The sequence below is a fragment of the Allobacillus salarius genome (genome assembly GCF_007559425.1).
Taxonomy (GTDB): Bacteria; Bacillota; Bacilli; order Bacillales; family Alkalibacillaceae; genus Allobacillus; species Allobacillus salarius.
This window is the reverse complement of the sequence record NZ_VMHE01000016.1, coordinates 37,510-52,810: the sequence shown is the minus strand read 5'-3', so window position 1 is coordinate 52,810 and position 15,301 is coordinate 37,510. Positions and strand designations below refer to the sequence as shown.

Here is a 15,301-nt window from a genome sequence, read left to right as displayed (position 1 = left end):
AACAGGAAAAGCATTTTTCAAGCGGAAGTGTAAAAAGGATACGAGCAAAAAGTGTAAAAATCTACTTGACGTCTACAGCTGGGACAAAATCTTTAAAGTTGACTCAGATACGAACATTCTAATTTAGTAATGCGGAAAAAAACTCGCTTCGGAAATATACTCCGCTTTTACCCACAGGGCATAAGGCGACATCTGCGATAAATCGCAGTGTCTTCTATATCGCTGGCAGCTGTTGAGCCTCCTCGTGCTTCGCACTGCGGGGTCTCACCTAGGCTTTTGCTCCCGCAGAAGTCTTCGTATATTTCCTACGCTAAAATTAGATTGTCATTCGTGTTTCTGAGTTTATAATTTAGATTTGTCCCAGCCTCTCCATGGCTATTTCCTGAATTATGACTAAGTTACTCATATGTTTATTATTGAATTTTAAATTTGAAAACAATCCGTGTAATAGGCTACCGGTGTAATTATCATTTAATCTAGTAAATAGGATAAGGTAAGTCATCTCTATAAAGATAACCCGAATAAATATGAAAGTTTCCTGATAGTCCTAGTCCTAAATAAGGTAGATATCCTCGGTAATACCTTTGGTAAGCAGTTGTTCCATAAAACTCATAATCACCTTTTTTTGTAACCTCTTGGAACATCCGCTCTATTCTGTCAGGTGCGTAGGCAGAAGCTGTAGTTGAAATGAAGAGCATTGACAGAACCATAAATATTGATATTATTATTACTTTATTATTCTTAAAGTTTTTAACCTCCTTTCTTTTTATTTTCCCAATTATACTATAAATGGTTTATATTATAAATAAATTTTTAAAAATTATTTGAAAATTATAAAAATATTTTTATAGATAATTATCGAGTTTTCTGAACGAGTATATTATCAACCGAAACATCATAAGAAATTTAAAAGTTACTGGAAGAAAAAAGTGTTAAGTTTGTGTTAGTAAAGAAGTAACTTTAAGGGAAAGGAAATAAATTATCAGTTACTAATCTCGTTTCAATATAATGCAACTAAAATAAACCAGTAAACAACTGGAAACAAATAAAGTTACGATTCCCATAGTAGTATTAATTAAGCTTTGATCTAATAAGGTTGCCATTGTACCATTTGAAACTTTAAACAGATCCAAGTATATAAAAGGTGATAAAAATGCCCACTTTGATAGGTATTCAATGCTAATAAAATGTCCACTAACTAGTACTAAAACTGTAAAAACCATCACAGCAAAGGTGTTTTTGATAAAGGTTGATATGAAACCAGATAAAGTAATAACCAAAATGGTTAACATGAAAAGAAGACCTATACATTTCAATAAATAGTTGCCTAATGGTGTGAAGTGAAATCCATAATTTTCATAATCTGTTATAGTGCCCGTATAACCTACTGAAGACGTTGAACTTAAACTATCATAGTGTAGTATAGGAAAGTTCCAATCCCCGAATCGATCAGTAATCGTACCTAGAAAAAGGAGTAAAACCATTAACCCAATATAACTTACGATGAAAATCAAGGAAGAGGACAAAATTTTTCCTAAAAAAATAGTTGTTTTAGAGATTGGTTGCGTTTGAAGAAAATGAATTGTATTTTTCTTACCTCTTTCAGCGGCATATCCACCACCTAATAGAAACAAAAACAAACCAAGCGGTATTAGATAAAGATAGTATTCATAGAAGTGATAAAGGGTATATAAGCCACTTGAATTAACCTTATGATTTCTTTCCTCCCAAGCATCACGATTGATTTCCCCCTGAGGATTATCTCCCCAGTCATCGTGGACTGTAGGCCTAAATTCACCAGGAAAAATAGGTTGAATATTATTTTTAATAGACCATTCCTTTTCTTCGACACTTACTTCATACTGGAATTGATGATCGAAATTATGTTCTATATAATGTAAAGACTCATCAAAATCGCCGTTTACCAACTTTATTGTAAATAGTTGTAGTTCGTGAAATGCTTCCCAGTTACCTAGTTCATATTCCTTAACTCCTTTTTCGATTTTTTCTACACGTTCTTTATATAAATTAATAACTTGGGTTGTTCCGTCAATGTATTTTTTAATATATTCACGTTCACTTTTATCGTTGGTTTTCTCATACCTATCCTCGTATTCAAATAATTTTTTTTCATACATAGGGATCATTTCTTCTTGGATAGCAACCGCTTCATCGTTTAATTGTTTAAAGTATTCAGTCTCTATTTTATCTGCTTCTTGATTAAGAAAAAAATAACCTATAACAATTAACAAAAAAAGAATGGATATTACTTGCAGAAAATAACCTTTTCGAAACAGTTTCCTTAATTCAAATATAACCGTATTTATAAGTGCTCCTCTTTTTGAATTTGTATCACCTGAATTAAAGACCGATTTTTGATACTGGGCGTTTAAAAGGTCTGCTTGTCTTTCTGGGATGTAAAGCGTTATTAGTACTATTAATATAGCCCATAAAACTGCAAATAATGGATAATACCAGATATCTCGATTTTCGATGATAATATCTCCGAGTTGATAATGATGAAACAAATTCATGGGAGCTGAAAAATCTGTAATCGTAGTTAGATAATGGCCAATTAGTAAAACGAAAAAAGTTGCTATTAAACTACTAAACGATTTCTTGAAAACCATACTAATCAGTAATAATAGGCTAAATGATATAATTCCAGCTCCAAAGAACAATAGTGATTTAAATAAAAAATATGTTAACGAAGAAATAATCCTAATTTTGTTTTCAGAGAATATGATTTGAGGATAGTTTAAAAGTAAATGGTGATCATTTAGTATAATAGGCAATAACATTCCGATAAACACAACCACAACTACATAAAGAAACAACATACTTATTAATGTAAAATATTTAGACAGTATAATGCTGGATTTTTTAATTGGTTGAGTTTTCAATGTAAACCACGTTTGTTGTTCCCTTTCAATGGATAATATATTCCCGAAAATAAGCAATAACAGGATGATTCCAAGAACACCAAATAATAAATCTCCTGTCTCTAACATAAATAAATGTGGTGAGATGGGATAGTCCTCATCTTCAATAGATAAATTATGATCAATCATCCAGGTATTTTTTAGGATTACATATTCTAGATTAAGTCCAGTTAAAGCTTCAAACTCACCATCTTTATTCAAGTAATTTTGCAAGCTTTTTAGAAATTCATGCTCTAGCTGAGGGAGGTTATGTAACTCTTCTGAATAAATGGCACTTCTCCAATGTTGAAGGGCAGCCTTCATATCTTTAATATATACAGATTGTTGTTTTTCTAACTCATTTAACTGGTTATTTACTCTTTTTTCATCTAATTCCCTTTCAATTTCAGTTACGTTGGCCTTTAACGGTTCAGTTGACTCGTATAAACGATCTATAAAACTATCTTGGTGTAATGTATTTTGGTAATATTGGAAACTCATAAATAAAATCAAAATAAGTAGTAACCAAAATATCTTTTTCTGTCTCCAAATCTTTTTGATCTCAAATTTTAGCAGGTTCATCATTAAACATCCTTTTGTTCAAAAACCATTTGATAACGATCTTCAGAGCCCGTAACTTTCTTGTTCAAATCGAGTACTTTTATCTTGTTATCTAATAATGATTGCAAAACATTTTGGAGAGTATCCCCATGCATAAATACAGCTATTTGGTTATTTCCCATATGTTTAACCCCCACATTATGATTTTCTAAATACTTTTCAGCTGCCCGTGGGTCATTAACAGTTATTTCATAAAGTGTTCTTTGATTAAGAGATAAATCCTCAGCAATTAGATGGCCTTCTTTCAAGAACAAAATATGTGATGTTAAACGATCCACTTCAGAAAGGTTATGAGAAGATAGCAAAATTGTTTTACCTTCATTATAGAGTTCCCAAAGAATGTTCCGTATTCTAATAGCACTAGATGGATCTAAACCGTTTAATGGTTCATCTAAGATAAGCAATTTTGGATCATTTAATATAGCCATTGTCAATAATAAGTGTTGTTTCATCCCTAAAGAATACTTACTAACTTTTTTAAAGAGATAGCCTTCCATACCTATACGTTCAGCTGCCAAAAATATTTGTTGCTTTGATAACCCCTGAATATCTCCGATGAATTGTAAGTGATCATAGCCTGTCAAATAATCATAAAGGACTGAATTATCTTGCATATATGAAGTCTCTTTAAATATTTCGGGTTTTTTATTACTTAAATTCATTATCTTAATCACACCTGAATCAGCATTCACTAGGTCAGTAATTATATTAAGAAGAGTGGTTTTACCTGACCCATTTGGTCCTACTAGAGCGACCATTTTTGGCTCTTCAATAGCAAAAGAAAGATTTTTTAATATTTTTTCCTTTCCGTAGGACTTATGAACGTTCTGTACATCTAAAATCACTGTTTTAACCTCATTTCTAAATAATGTTCAATATAACATTAATTTCATAGTATATTACTTCTATAAATAATTGATATTTCCTTTTTTCTTTTAAAACTTTTGGTTGTTTTTTGAAGAGTAGCTATTAATGCCCAAAAAGGGTGTAAAAAAAGTATATCTACTTAATTCCTTCACAAAAATTCCAAATTGAGCGAGCGTTCAGTCGAAAGTATGTTATAATGGATGATAACGTTTACAAGATAAAATATTCAGTCAACATATTTGAAATGAGAAACCAAAAAGGGGAGGAATTTTCATGACAAAAACAGTTATTTTAGCTGGCGCTCGTACGCCATTCGGTAAGTTTGGTGGAGCTCTTGCACCGTTAACAGCGGCACAACTTGGTGGAATCGCTATTAAAGAAGCGGTCAAGCGTGCTGAGATCGAAGGAAAAGACGTGCAAGAAGTCATTATCGGAAATGTCTTGCAAGGTGGGCAAGGACAGCTTCCATCCAGACAGGCTATGCGCGAAGCAGGACTTCCTTGGGAAACGAAAACGGAGACAATTAATAAAGTATGTGCATCAGGTCTTCGCAGTGTGACACTCGGCGATCTGTTAATCCGTTCAGGTGAAGAAGAAGTCATCGTTGCTGGTGGAATGGAATCGATGAGCAATGCGCCATATGTTTTGCCGGAGGCTCGGTGGGGACTACGTATGGGTGACAAAAAAGTTGTCGACAGCATGGTCCATGATGGACTTACTTGCTCGTTTGAAAATGTCCACATGGGAACTTACGGCAACCGTACAGCGGAAAAATTCAAATTAACTCGTGAAGCGCAAGACGAATGGTCTGCGAAAAGTCATGAGCGTGCGCTAAAAGCAATTGAAGAGGGCAAACTCGCTGAAGAAATCGTACCTGTAGAAGTACCTCAGCGGAAAAAAGATCCGATTACTGTTGATACGGACGAGGCGCCTCGTGAAACTTCAAAAGAAGCATTAGCTAAATTGCGCCCTGCTTTTGACAAGGACGGAACGATTACAGCTGGGAACGCACCAGGCGTGAATGACGGTGCTGCAGCTATGGTGTTGATGTCTGATAAGAAAGCTGAAGAGCTTGGCAAAACACCACTTGCGACAGTACTCGGAAATGCAGAATTAGCCGTTGAAGCGGATCGTTTCCCGGAAACGCCAGGTCTTGTCATTAATAAACTTTTAGAAAAAACAGGCTATAAAATTGATGATATTGATTTATTCGAAGTGAACGAAGCGTTTGCAGCGGTCAGCTTGGCTAGTGGTGAAATCGCAGGCCTTGACCCAGAAAAAGTGAACGTGAACGGTGGAGCCGTTGCGCTTGGTCACCCGATCGGTGCGAGTGGTGCACGAATTATTTTGACATTAGCTTATGAATTGAAACGCCGTGGTGGCGGACTTGGCATCGCTGCAATTTGTTCAGGTGGCGGCCAAGGTGATGCTGTGTTAATCGAAGTACCAAAACAATAAACGAAACTTTTCACGACAGGAGGTTATATAGATGGCAGTCGAAAAAGTAATGGTCATCGGAGCCGGACAAATGGGTGCAGGAATTGCCCAAGTATTCGCTCAGTCTGGCTTCCAGGTGAAACTAAATGACATTGCAGAAGAAAGTTTACAAAAAGGTCTTGCAACAATTGAAAAGCATCTTTCAAGAAATGTGGAAAAAGGTCGTATGGACGAAGCGGACAAGACGAACACATTGAACAATCTCGAAACGACAACCTCGTTGAATGAGGCAAATGATTGTGATTTAGTCATTGAGGCAGTCGTTGAAAATATGGACGTCAAAACGAAAGTCTTTCAACAGCTTGATCAAATTACACCGAAACACGCGATTTTAGCATCCAATACATCGTCACTTCCGATTACGGACATTGCAGCCGTTACGGAACGTCCTGAGCAAGTGATTGGTATGCACTTCATGAACCCTGTACCGGTTATGAAGCTCGTTGAAGTGATTCGAGCAATCCAAACTTCTGATGAAACGTATCAAACCATTGCTGAAACAGCAGAAAAACTTAATAAAACAGCGGTCGAAGTGAATGATTATCCTGGATTTGCGGCCAACCGGGTGTTGATGCCGATGATCAACGAAGCGGTTTATGCGGTTTTTGAAGGTGTAGCAGAGCCTGAAGCGATTGATGAAGTGATGAAGCTCGGTATGAATCATCCGATGGGTCCTTTACAGTTGGCGGACTTTATCGGGTTGGATACGTGCCTTTATATTATGGAAGTCTTGCATGAAGGCTTTGGCGACAGCAAATACCGACCATGTCCATTACTGCGTAAGTATGTAAATGCAGGATGGCTAGGGAAGAAATCCGGTCGAGGATTTTACGTTTACGAGTAATCTATGAAACGATAACTAACAAGAATTTACTAGAAAGGAGGGCGTAGGATGGATTTGCGATTTACAGACGAACAAGAAATGATGCGCAAAATGGTCCGTGACTTCGCCCAGAAAGAAGTTGCTCCAAAAGTTGAGTCAATGGAGAATGAAGAATTTCCATCAGAGATTATTAAACGGATGGGAGAGCTTGGATTGATGGGAATCCCTGTCAGCGAGGAACAAGGCGGGGCAGGTATGGATTACACATCTTATATCATCGCCATTAACGAGCTTTCCAAAGTGAGTGCCACACTAGGTGTCATTTTATCCGTTCACACATCCGTCGGAACTTTTCCGATATTGAAATTTGGAACAAAAGAGCAATTTGAAAAATACGTACCAAAGCTAGCGAGCGGTGAGTATCTTGGAGCCTTTTGTTTAACAGAGCCAGGAGCAGGTAGTGACGCTGGTTCTTTGAAAACGAAAGCAAAAAAAGACGGCGACGACTATATCATTAATGGTTCGAAAGTGTTCATTACAAACGGTGAATACGCTAATACATTTATCGTTTTTGCCAGTACGGACCCAGAGCAAGGCAACAAAGGGGTTACAGCTTTTATCGTCGAAAAAGATACGCCAGGACTTGAGATCGGTAAATCCGAAAAGAAAATGGGTCTACACGGCTCTAGCACGGTGTCATTAAATTTTGACAATATGAAAGTACCAGCAAGCCAGCGTCTTGGAGAAGAAGGAGAAGGCTTTAAGATTGCCTTAGCTAACTTGAATATCGGTCGTATCGGCATTGCGGCACAAGCGCTCGGTATCGCTGAAGCGGCACTCGAAGCGGCAGCCGACTATGCAAAAGAACGCGAACAATTTGGCAAACCGATTGCTAAAAACCAAGGAATCTCATTTAAGCTTGCAGACATGGCGACAGCTGTCGAAGGAGCGAAACTATTAGTCTATAACGCTGCATCCAAATACCAAGCAGGCCTAGATACGAGCAAGGAAGCATCGATGGCGAAAAAATTCGCTTCTACAACAGCAGTCAATACAGCAATTGAAGCGGTTCAAGTATTCGGAGGTTACGGCTACACAGAAGATTACCCAGTTGAGCGATACTTCCGCGATGCGAAAATCACACAAATTTATGAAGGAACAAACGAGATACAAAATGTTGTCATTAGTAGGCAGTTGTTGAAGTAGGATTGTGGGTTGGTTTTCAAGAGAAGATGCGGTCACTTTGGTAATGAGAGCCCAATACTTTTAAAAGAATAGATGAACGCAAAACCAGCGAAAGAAATACACGTAGACTCCTGCGGGAAAGCGAAGACGAACAGACCCCGCAGTGAGCGTTCTTTGCGAACGAGGAGGCTGATCGCGAGCCCGCGGAAAGCGTAGTGTATTTCTGTAGCGGTAACGATAAGTTAATTCACAGTTTATAGGAGGACTATATATGAATTTTCAACTAACAGAAGAACAACAAATGTTACGAAAAATGGTTCGTGACTTTGCGACAAAAGATGTCGAACCAACAGCAGCGGAACGTGATGAAGAAGAACGTTTCGACAGAGAAATTTTTGATCAAATGGCTGAGCTTGGCCTAACGGGTATTCCTTGGCCTGAAGAATATGGTGGAATTGGCGCAGACTTTGTCAGCTATGCGATTGCTGTCGAAGAGTTGTCCCGTGTAGATGCATCAATCGGTGTTACATTATCCGCTCATATTTCCTTGGCGAGCTGGCCGATCTATAAATACGGAAATGAAGAACAAAAACAAAACTTCCTTCAACGTTTAGCGACCGGTGAAGCATTAGGTGCTTATGCCCTTTCTGAGCCAGGTGCAGGAAGTGACGTTGCTTCCATGCGTACGACAGCGAAAAAAGATGGCGATGATTACATCTTAAACGGAAACAAAGTTTGGATCACAAACGGTGAAGTCGCTGACTTGTATGTCGTATTTGCGAAGACGGACCAAGATGCGAAGCACAAAGGCATCTCGGCTTTTGTCGTAGAAAAAGGAACAGAAGGCTTTTTATTCGGTAAGAAAGAGAAAAAACTAGGGATTCGTTCATCCCCTACAACTGAATTGATCTTCGAAAATTGCCGCATCCCGAAAGAAAATATGCTCGGTGAAGAAGGCGACGGATTCAAAATTGCAATGACGACACTCGATGGCGGTCGTAACGGAATTGCCGCTCAAGCTGTCGGTATTGCACAAGGTGCACTTGACGCTGCGACAAATTACGCAAAAGAGCGTGAACAGTTCGGTAAGCCAATTGCTAAAAACCAGGGTATTTCTTTCAAACTAGCAGATATGGCGACAGAAGTTGAAGCGTCTCGTCTCTTGACGTACCAAGCGGCTTACAATGAGTCAGAAGGTTTGCCTTACCAAAAAGAATCCGCGATGGCGAAACTATTTGCTGGTGACACGGCGATGCGTGTAACTGTAGAAGCGGTTCAAGTATTTGGTGGGTATGGTTATACGAAAGATTATCCAGTCGAACGATATATGCGTGATGCGAAAATTACACAGATTTACGAAGGAACACAGGAAATCCAGCGTCTAGTCGTAGGACGTATGGTGACAAAATAAGTTTCTATACAAAGCGGTACGAAACTGAGTACCGCTTTACCAAATATTTTCAGAATTTTTGGGATTTAGTAAGTATCTCTGGAAGGAGATCCACATGGAAGAACTCGTAAAAAGAATTCAACAAGGGAACCAGCGAGCGCTTGCGCGTGCCATTACGATGATTGAAAACGACCATCCAGAAAAGCTGAAACTAATGGATTTGATTAGTCGGAGCGATAAAAAGTCGCATTATATCGGGATTACCGGTTCACCGGGTGCAGGAAAAAGCTCATTGGTCGATCGATTTCTCACATTATTACGCGAAAAAGGCTTCACGGTTGCTGTCATCGCGGTCGATCCGACGAGTCCATTTAGTGGAGGAGCGCTACTTGGTGACCGAGTTCGAATGACACAACACTTTTCTGATGAAAACATTTTCATTCGAAGTATGGCTACCCGTGGGAGTCTTGGCGGATTGGCGCGTGCGACAAAAGACGCCATCCGTGCATGTGATGCCTATGGATTCGATTATATTTTAATTGAAACAGTCGGTGTTGGTCAGTCAGAGCTCGATATTATGAAAGTTGCCGATACGACGTCTGTTGTCCTAACTCCGAATAGCGGCGACGTATTACAAGTGTTCAAAGCAGGCATTATGGAAATTGCTGATTTATTTATTTTAAATAAAGCCGATATTCCTGGAGTAAAAAAATTAAAACGTCAGCTTAAGGACCTCATCCATCTTTCCAGCGAAAATCGTGCATTTGAGCCGGAAATTGTTGAAACGAGTGTCGTTGAAAACTTTGGCTTCGATAAATGGTTTGAAGCGATAGAAAATCATCAACAATTCCTAGAAGATACGGATCTTGGAAAGAAAAGACGTGCGAACAAGCTGCGTCATGAAGTTTACGAATTAATCCAGGAAGCTATTTGGAAAGATGTTGAAAGCTTTATTGAAACAGATGAATCAAAGCAGCAGACGCTTCAAACTGAGGATAACTCATACGCGTTGGCCGAAGCCTGGTACAAAGAGTGGAAAGAGAAAAAGAGAGGGTGAACTGGATGGATCACCGGATCACTTCATCAACGAAAGATGAAGCGCTGGTTAAGAAACGATTAAACCAGTTACAAAAAGGTGCTGTCCAATTATTTAAACAAAAGGGATTTCACCGGGCGACGACCCGGGAAATCGCCAAAGCGGCAGGTTTCAGCATCGGAACATTATATGAATATATTCGGAAAAAAGAAGACGTTTTATTTTTAGTCTGCGATGCCGTACATGATGAAGTCAAGACACGAATGGAAAATGTCATTGATCGAAACTCCACTTCAGAAGAAGCCCTCAGGCAAGCAGTGTTCGCGTATTTTCAAATCATGGATGAAATGCAAGATGAAGTATTGATTTTATACCAAGAATTGAAAGCCCTTCCAAAAGAAGAGCAAGAATATGTCATGCAAAAAGAACGTGAAATGGTTGGGATTCTCGAGCGAGTGATCAGCAATAGCTATGCCAATGTATTAGATGAAAAAAATGTGAAGTTGGTCGCCAATAATGTATATGTACAAGGGCAAATGTGGGGCTTTCGTAGATGGTTAATTCAAAAAGAATTTACGCTTCAAGAATATATGGAAATGCAGTTTCAATTACTGAAGAGCCAATTGGCTTTTCAAGCGAGTTAATATGAGGGAGGAATGAATCATGCAACAAACGAAACCGTATCATGTAAAACATGACGTCCGTTTTGTTACGGCATCCAGTTTATTTGATGGGCATGACGCTTCTATCAATATAATGAGAAGAATTTTGCAGGCGAGCGGTGCGGAAGTCATCCACTTAGGGCATAACCGTTCGGTTGAAGATGTCGTGAATGCAGCGATTCAAGAAGATGTTCAAGGCATTGCAATCTCTTCTTATCAAGGCGGTCACGTTGAATACTTCAAATATATGGTTGATTTATTGAACGAAAAAGGTGCCGGTCACATTCGAGTATACGGTGGAGGCGGCGGGGTTATTTTACCTCGTGAGATTAAAGAGCTGCACGAATACGGTGTCGCACGAATTTTTTCACCGGATGATGGGCGTGAAGTTGGTCTTCAAGGGATGATCAACAATATGCTTGAGGAATGTGATCACCCGACACCGATGGATATTGATAAGGACGTTGAAGCTGTTAAAAAAGGCGACTATCAAGCAGTTGCCCGTTTAATTAGTCATGTGGAAAATGAAGATGTCGCGAGTGAAGATATCATTCGTAAGCTATCAACGAATAATGATAATGTACCTGTTTTAGGGATTACAGGAACGGGTGGTGCTGGTAAAAGTTCATTGACGGATGAATTAATTCGCCGATTCATTAACGAAGTGCCGGATAAGAAAGTCGCAATTTTATCTGTCGACCCAACGAAGAAGAAAACCGGTGGTGCGTTACTCGGGGACCGAATTCGTATGAACGCCATTTTTACGCCGCGTGTTTACATGCGCTCACTAGCAACGAGAGATTCGAAAAGTGAGCTGTCCAAGTCGATTCAAGAAGCGATTCAAGTCGTAAAAGCGGCTGATTTTGACTTCATTATTATTGAAACGAGTGGTATCGGTCAAGGGGATGCAGAAATTACTGAAATCACCGACCTTTCCATGTACGTGATGACAGCGGAATTCGGTGCACCTACACAGCTTGAAAAAATTGATATGATCGACTTTGCTGACTTTATCGTCATTAATAAATTCGAACAAAAAGGTTCAGAAGATGCTTTCCGTCAAGTTCGCAAGCAGTACGAACGAAGCCGGATGCTGTTTCACCAAGACCCTGAAACTTTCCCGGTATTTGGAACAATTGCGAGTCAGTTCAATGACCGAGGCACAAATACGCTATTCGCTTCCATCATCGAAACGTTGAATGAACGCTATAATTGGGATGTAGAAGTACCGTTTGATACGAAAATTAAAATTGTCGAAAAAGAAAATTTAATTATTCCACCAGAACGTCGTCAATATTTGCGAGATATTGTAGACACGGTGCAAAATTATAAAAAAGATGCCGAAAAGCAAAGTGAAGCTGCGCGCAAGTTGTATCAACTAAAAGGCGCTAAAGAAGCAATGAACGATGCAGAAGTGAAAGAGATTGATGAGTTGATCGAAACATACGAAAAACAAATCGATCGTGACAATTTAGAGCAACTCGAAAACTTTGATGAGCTTAAGAAACAATATCAACAAGATCAGTTGACATATAAGGTACGTGACAAGGAATTCACTGTCGATTTGAATACAGAATCAATCTCTGGGTTGAAGATTCCTAAAGTTTCTCTTCCGAAGTACAGCGATTGGGGAGACCGTCTATACTGGTTGATGACAGAAAACGTACCAGGTTCATTCCCTTATACGGCAGGTGTTTTCCCGTTTAAACGAAAAGGCGAGGATCCAACCCGTCAATTTGCTGGAGAAGGTACACCAGAGCGAACAAACCGTCGTTTTCATTACTTATCGAAAAATGAGGAAGCCAAGCGACTCAGTACAGCCTTTGACTCCGTTACATTGTACGGCGAAGACCCAGACGAACGCCCGGACATTTACGGAAAAGTTGGGGAATCAGGCGTTAACATTTGTACAGTCGAAGATATTAAAAAGTTGTATGATGGGTTTGATTTAACGCACCCGATGACTTCTGTATCCATGACGATTAATGGGCCGGCACCGATTATTCTAGCGTTTTATTTCAATGCGGCAATTGACCAGCAAATTGATAAATTTATAGAAGAAAATGGTCGTGAACCGAACGACGAAGAGCGCGAGCAAATTAAGAAGGAAACGATCTCCGTCGTGCGTGGTACTGTTCAAGCAGATATTTTGAAAGAAGACCAAGGACAAAACACATGTATCTTCTCAACAGAATTTGCCTTGCGCTTAATGGGTGACATTCAAGAATACTTTATCAATAACGAAGTTCGTAACTATTATTCTGTTTCGATTTCTGGTTATCATATCGCTGAAGCGGGATCGAACCCAATCAGTCAGCTGGCATTCACGCTTGCAAACGGATTTACGTATGTTGAATACTATTTAAGCCGTGGGATGGATATTAATAAATTTGCACCAAACTTATCGTTCTTCTTCTCGAACGGGCTCGACCCAGAGTATACTGTCATCGGACGTGTTGCACGTCGAATCTGGGCGATTGCGATGCGAGAAAAATACGGCGCAAATGACCGAAGTCAAAAGCTGAAATACCATATCCAAACATCCGGCCGTTCGTTACACGCGCAAGAAATTGCTTTTAACGATATCCGGACGACGCTTCAAGCTTTATTGGCCATTCAAGACAATACGAACTCCTTGCATACGAATGCCTATGATGAAGCGATCACGACACCAACGGAGGAATCCGTTCGCCGTGCGATGGCTATTCAAATGATCATCAATAAAGAGTTCGGCCTGACTAAAAACGAAAACTCCATTCAAGGATCGTTCATCGTTGAAGAGCTAACGGAACTAGTTGAGGACGCTGTTTTACAAGAGTTTGAGCGAATCAACGACCGTGGAGGCGTGTTAGGAGCAATGGAACGTCAATACCAGCGCGGAAAAATTCAAGAAGAGTCGCTTTATTACGAAAGCATGAAACACTCTGGAGAGCTTCCGATCATCGGGGTGAACACGTATCTAAATCCAAACCCTCAATCAGAGGACGAAATTAACTCAATGGAAGTTGCCCGTGCAACGCAAGAAGAAAAAGAACAACAAATCAAGAATCTACGTGACTTCCAAAAAGCGAACGAAGCAGAAGCAAAAGAAGCTTTGGAACGCTTGAAGAAAGTAGCCGCTTCAAACGGAAACATCTTCGAAGAGCTAATGGAAACCGTGAAAGTCGCAAGCCTTGGACAAATCACCCATGCACTATACGAAGTCGGCGGACAATACAGAAGAAATATGTAGTAACACAAATCCGAACGAGGCTAATCTGTCTCGTTCGGTTTTTTGCGTAGATTGTGGAAGTCAGTTTTGTGGTCAACGCTGCAGGAGTGTGGGGGAACACTGAAGAAGTTCGAATCAACCCTGAAGAAGTTCGAATCAACCCTGAAGGATAGTGAATTAACACTGAAGGAAAACGAATTAACCCTGAAGGAGCACAGATTAACCCTGAAGGCCTGCGAATTAACGCTGAAGGTCCGCAGATTAACGCTGAAGGCCTGCGAATTAACCCTGAAGCTCTCCGCATTAACCCTGAAGGCTCGCGAATTAACGCTGAAGGCCAACAGAATAACCCGGAAGAAATACAGCCAACATTACGATTTATCGTACATGTCACCATGCATAAGGTGGTCGTAAATACGTTACCAAATAAAAATGAACATTTAAATTACATACGCACAACGTTTTCGTGTAGAATTTACTTCAAAGGAGCGATTGAAATGAAGACAATTATCGTTATCGTCGGAGGAAGCGGCTCAGGAAAAACAACGATTGCACATCGACTGGAAACGCATGGCTTCAAAAGACTGATCACGACGACCACTCGCTCAATGCGAAAGGGAGAAGTGAATCATCACGACTATCATTTTGTTTCAAAAGAGGAATTCCAAAGGCTCGATAAAGTTGAAGAAAGTGAGTATGCGGGTAATCATTATGGATTAACCATTATAGAAGTCGATACAAAGCTAACGCAGCACGATCAATTGGTGATCTGTATGGATATGAATGGTGCCAGAGCAATGCAGAGAAAATATCCTAAATATACGAAAGTTGTTTTCATTCGGTTAACAAAAGAACTGTTAGTAGAACGATTGAAACGACGGGGAAGTACGGATGAAGAGATTCAAAGCCGATTAGAAGAAGCTAAGAAAAAGAACGAATTTGGCATGCCGGATCAAGTGGATTTAATTATAGAAAATAAAGATTTAGATGAAAGTGTTCAATCGATTCTACAACTTACAGCGAAACAAAAAGAAAAAGCCAACCGGTGAAGGGAGGCTTTTATTGATGTTGCTATCATCAATTTGCTG

Annotated in this window: 11 protein-coding genes; 9 read left to right on the top strand and 2 right to left on the bottom strand. The window is 39.5% G+C overall.

Translation table 11 applies throughout. The features are described 5' to 3' along the window. Window positions 1-989: 989 nt before the first annotated feature. Together FPQ13_RS09315 and FPQ13_RS09310 are read right to left on the bottom strand one after the other, a co-directional pair. Complete coding sequence (locus tag FPQ13_RS09315; RefSeq protein ID WP_186279633.1) at window positions 990-3,503, bottom strand: ABC transporter permease subunit; 2,514 nt, start codon at window positions 3,501-3,503, stop codon at window positions 990-992. A gap of 2 nt (window positions 3,504-3,505) precedes the next feature. Then, window positions 3,506-4,387 carry an ABC transporter ATP-binding protein gene (locus FPQ13_RS09310; RefSeq protein WP_144089069.1) on the bottom strand — a complete coding sequence of 294 codons (882 nt, stop codon included), beginning with the start codon at window positions 4,385-4,387 and terminating at the stop codon, window positions 3,506-3,508. A gap of 295 nt (window positions 4,388-4,682) precedes the next feature. Between FPQ13_RS09310 and FPQ13_RS09305 the strand changes: the two genes are divergently transcribed. The 9 genes from FPQ13_RS09305 (at window position 4,683) to FPQ13_RS09265 (ending at window position 15,262) form a co-directional block, all read left to right on the top strand. Beyond that, window positions 4,683-5,867 (top strand): acetyl-CoA C-acetyltransferase, encoded by a 1,185-nt coding sequence (locus tag FPQ13_RS09305; RefSeq protein ID WP_144089068.1) that lies wholly within the window; start codon window positions 4,683-4,685, stop codon window positions 5,865-5,867. Window positions 5,868-5,898: 31 nt separating this feature from the next. Further along, complete coding sequence (locus tag FPQ13_RS09300) at window positions 5,899-6,750, top strand: 3-hydroxybutyryl-CoA dehydrogenase (RefSeq protein ID WP_144089067.1); 852 nt, start codon at window positions 5,899-5,901, stop codon at window positions 6,748-6,750. 48 nt (window positions 6,751-6,798) lie between these two features. Next, on the top strand, window positions 6,799-7,935 hold the full coding sequence (locus FPQ13_RS09295; RefSeq protein WP_144089066.1) for an acyl-CoA dehydrogenase: 1,137 nt from the start codon (window positions 6,799-6,801) through the stop codon (window positions 7,933-7,935). A 250-nt stretch (window positions 7,936-8,185) separates the two neighbouring features. Then, window positions 8,186-9,325: an acyl-CoA dehydrogenase gene (locus tag FPQ13_RS09290; RefSeq protein ID WP_144089065.1), complete on the top strand. Its 1,140-nt coding sequence runs from the start codon at window positions 8,186-8,188 to the stop codon at window positions 9,323-9,325. Window positions 9,326-9,419: 94 nt separating this feature from the next. Continuing rightward, entirely contained in the window at window positions 9,420-10,361 is a 942-nt protein-coding gene (gene meaB, locus FPQ13_RS09285; RefSeq protein ID WP_144089064.1) for a methylmalonyl Co-A mutase-associated GTPase MeaB, read from the top strand. 5 nt (window positions 10,362-10,366) lie between these two features. After that, the gene (locus tag FPQ13_RS09280) at window positions 10,367-10,984 is read left to right on the top strand and encodes a TetR/AcrR family transcriptional regulator (RefSeq protein ID WP_144089063.1); all 618 of its coding nucleotides are present in this window, start codon (window positions 10,367-10,369) and stop codon (window positions 10,982-10,984) included. Between the two features lie 19 nt (window positions 10,985-11,003). Continuing rightward, window positions 11,004-14,234, top strand: a complete 3,231-nt coding sequence (icmF, locus tag FPQ13_RS09275; protein ID WP_144089062.1) for a fused isobutyryl-CoA mutase/GTPase IcmF — start codon at window positions 11,004-11,006, stop codon at window positions 14,232-14,234. Window positions 14,235-14,300: 66 nt separating this feature from the next. Next, window positions 14,301-14,627: a hypothetical protein gene (locus FPQ13_RS13505; protein ID WP_186279632.1), complete on the top strand. Its 327-nt coding sequence runs from the start codon at window positions 14,301-14,303 to the stop codon at window positions 14,625-14,627. Window positions 14,628-14,710: 83 nt separating this feature from the next. After that, window positions 14,711-15,262: a guanylate kinase gene (locus FPQ13_RS09265; protein ID WP_186279631.1), complete on the top strand. Its 552-nt coding sequence runs from the start codon at window positions 14,711-14,713 to the stop codon at window positions 15,260-15,262. Window positions 15,263-15,301: the final 39 nt, after the last annotated feature.

What these genes read in the sequence shown, in the direction of transcription:
- FPQ13_RS09315 (WP_186279633.1), bottom strand. Translation starts at nt 3,503, where the DNA reads ATGAACCTGCTAAAATTTGAGATCAAAAAGATTTGGAGACAGAAAAAG.
- icmF (WP_144089062.1), top strand. Translation starts at nt 11,004, where the DNA reads ATGCAACAAACGAAACCGTATCATGTAAAACATGACGTCCGTTTTGTT.
- meaB (WP_144089064.1), top strand. Translation starts at nt 9,420, where the DNA reads ATGGAAGAACTCGTAAAAAGAATTCAACAAGGGAACCAGCGAGCGCTT.
- FPQ13_RS09300 (WP_144089067.1), top strand. Translation starts at nt 5,899, where the DNA reads ATGGCAGTCGAAAAAGTAATGGTCATCGGAGCCGGACAAATGGGTGCA.
- FPQ13_RS09305 (WP_144089068.1), top strand. Translation starts at nt 4,683, where the DNA reads ATGACAAAAACAGTTATTTTAGCTGGCGCTCGTACGCCATTCGGTAAG.
- FPQ13_RS09280 (WP_144089063.1), top strand. Translation starts at nt 10,367, where the DNA reads ATGGATCACCGGATCACTTCATCAACGAAAGATGAAGCGCTGGTTAAG.
- FPQ13_RS09295 (WP_144089066.1), top strand. Translation starts at nt 6,799, where the DNA reads ATGGATTTGCGATTTACAGACGAACAAGAAATGATGCGCAAAATGGTC.
- FPQ13_RS09265 (WP_186279631.1), top strand. Translation starts at nt 14,711, where the DNA reads ATGAAGACAATTATCGTTATCGTCGGAGGAAGCGGCTCAGGAAAAACA.
- FPQ13_RS09290 (WP_144089065.1), top strand. Translation starts at nt 8,186, where the DNA reads ATGAATTTTCAACTAACAGAAGAACAACAAATGTTACGAAAAATGGTT.